General features: G+C 41.0%; 5 protein-coding genes and 1 pseudogene. All 6 read right to left on the reverse strand.

The window, feature by feature from the left end; translation table 11 throughout:
• A partial coding sequence (locus C9E89_RS22370) for a DUF559 domain-containing protein (RefSeq protein WP_107010273.1) occupies positions 1–391 on the reverse strand: 391 nt, incomplete at its 3' end.
• Positions 388–558 carry a hypothetical protein gene (locus C9E89_RS23515; RefSeq protein WP_171405211.1) on the reverse strand — a complete coding sequence of 57 codons (171 nt, stop codon included), beginning with the start codon at positions 556–558 and terminating at the stop codon, positions 388–390. The genes C9E89_RS23515 and C9E89_RS22370, both read right to left, overlap by 4 nt.
• Positions 551–916: a hypothetical protein gene (locus tag C9E89_RS22375; RefSeq protein WP_107010274.1), complete on the reverse strand. Its 366-nt coding sequence runs from the start codon at positions 914–916 to the stop codon at positions 551–553. The genes C9E89_RS23515 and C9E89_RS22375 overlap by 8 nt, the downstream gene beginning before the upstream one ends.
• Positions 909–1,232, reverse strand: coding sequence for a hypothetical protein (locus C9E89_RS22380; RefSeq protein ID WP_107010275.1), 324 nt, complete (start codon positions 1,230–1,232; stop codon positions 909–911). Before C9E89_RS22380 ends, C9E89_RS22375 begins: the two co-directional genes overlap by 8 nt.
• Positions 1,225–1,644, reverse strand: coding sequence for a hypothetical protein (locus tag C9E89_RS22385; protein WP_107010276.1), 420 nt, complete (start codon positions 1,642–1,644; stop codon positions 1,225–1,227). The genes C9E89_RS22380 and C9E89_RS22385 overlap by 8 nt, the downstream gene beginning before the upstream one ends.
• Positions 1,637–1,982, reverse strand: a pseudogene (locus C9E89_RS22390) (hypothetical protein); the annotation flags it as partial. The pseudogene C9E89_RS22390 and the gene C9E89_RS22385, both read right to left, overlap by 8 nt.

Here is a 1,982-nt window from a genome sequence, read left to right on the forward strand (position 1 = left end):
CTACCAACCGTCTAATGTCTTCAATCGCCTTACCACTTTTCACCTGCTCAGTGCTATATCGATACACTGAATAACCTAACTCTTGTGCCGAGTTATACTTTTCCATATCCCCTAAATAACCCTGTGCCCTTGTATGCCTCCCATTACTCCAGATCCCACCTTCAACTTCGATTAAAAATTTAGTCCCTAAAATATAAAAATCTGCTCTCCACTTCCGTTCAGGACTAAATTGAAACTCGGTCTGGAACTCGATCTTGTACGACTTCAAATGCTGAGCGAGTTTAGCTTCACCCTCACTAATAACTCGCTGCTTCTTCACAACAACACGACGCTTGGTACGCCGTGGTTTTCCAGATAATTTTTTATACTCAGCAGTTGATATGCTGCTCATAATTTACTACTCAAAATCAGCTCATATGCGCCAGCCTGTACCCACCCTTCCCAACCTCCAAAGTTGATTAAAATAAAATCACCTCTCACCCCCAAAACTTCACGGAGTGGCGCATCAGGCAAAGTATCAACTCGCACAAGGTCACCTATTTTGAATTTGTTATCCATCTACACTTCCCTTGATTATTGTTAAACATTGACGAATCATGAATACACGCTCACTCTTGCCATATTTAAGCGCTAATTCTTTCGTATGTTCCAATCGAGCAATTAAATTTAAATGACCAACTTCAATTTGTTTGTTTCTCACCCTTGTTACATCGAGTTCTTTTTTAAGATGTTCAATTTCAAACAATGCTTGCTCCAGAGTTAATTCCTTAATCTCAAAGCAAGTACCACCATGTTCACAAAGACCATCAGCACCGCAATTGTGTGGTGCACCACCCTGACAACGTGTTACAGCATTTGCCCAAGTTTCAGGAATTACGCTTTTTAAATCTGACTCGCAAGGGATGTGTTTATTCACGCTCACCTCGCAGGGCTTTTTCTTTCCTATCCAAACATTGGATTGCTTTTTTAATATGAGGTCTCAAGGTGAGCCATCTATCAGCAGTGATAACTGCCGATCTCATTCGAGCCAATGCATGCACAGCTTTTAACTGACGTTCAAGCCCTTCAATCCGCTTATCTTTCTCGTCAACCTCGGCTTGTCGTAACTGCCATGCCTTCCATGCTTGTTGTTTAATAAATCCTGAATAATTTCCATCTGGAAGCAACTGAGCTTTGCTATTTGGAAATTTAGATAAATATGCTTGATTAAATGCTTCTCTAACTTTATCCATGACGTTCCGCCTCCATTTCAGAAGTCTTAACCTCACCCGACAACTGTTCATAAATTTGTGCCAGTAGATTATTTGCCATTCGAGGTGTTTTAGTGCATTCAGCTTGATCGAAGTAATCATCTATATTGTGCAATATCCCTTGAATATCTAATTGGCTCGAATTCGAGGGATTTAAAACATCATCAAAATGCTGTCCTTCACGCTCAATAAAAGTATTATCAGCATTTAACAGCTCACGCATTTCTTTGCGCTTTTGCTCTGCTTCCTCTTTTTTCCGCTTATCCGCTTCGGCTTGCATCTCATCTGCATAAGCCCATCCAAAATCAACAACCTCACTGATTGTTCTTAGTCTTGAATCCGGATTCCCTACATACTTCATCGCATACTCATGCGCCATCGTTAATTTATCCATGATTAACACTCCAATCCTCACCACTTGCCAAATCCCAAACAATTGTCCGTGGCGAGATGTGATTACGGATGTCAGTGACTGTATCGGTGACATCAACGGAATGGTCTAAACGACGACCTGCTTTGAATTCGGCAAGAGTGGCGTGGCGTAAATGTTGCGTACTCGATCTAACCTCACCGCCTTTTCGATCAGACAAAACTGCAAGAGTTTCTAAATCATTTTCAAAATCAAAAAGGTCATAAAGTGCGTCATGCTCTCTTGCAAAATCATTAGCGAATTGGATAAGAACCACCAAATCCCCCACCTTGAATTCAGAAGAATTACTTCCTTGTTCATGT

The sequence above is a fragment of the Acinetobacter sichuanensis genome (genome assembly GCF_003024515.2).
Taxonomy (GTDB): Bacteria; Pseudomonadota; Gammaproteobacteria; order Pseudomonadales; family Moraxellaceae; genus Acinetobacter; species Acinetobacter sichuanensis.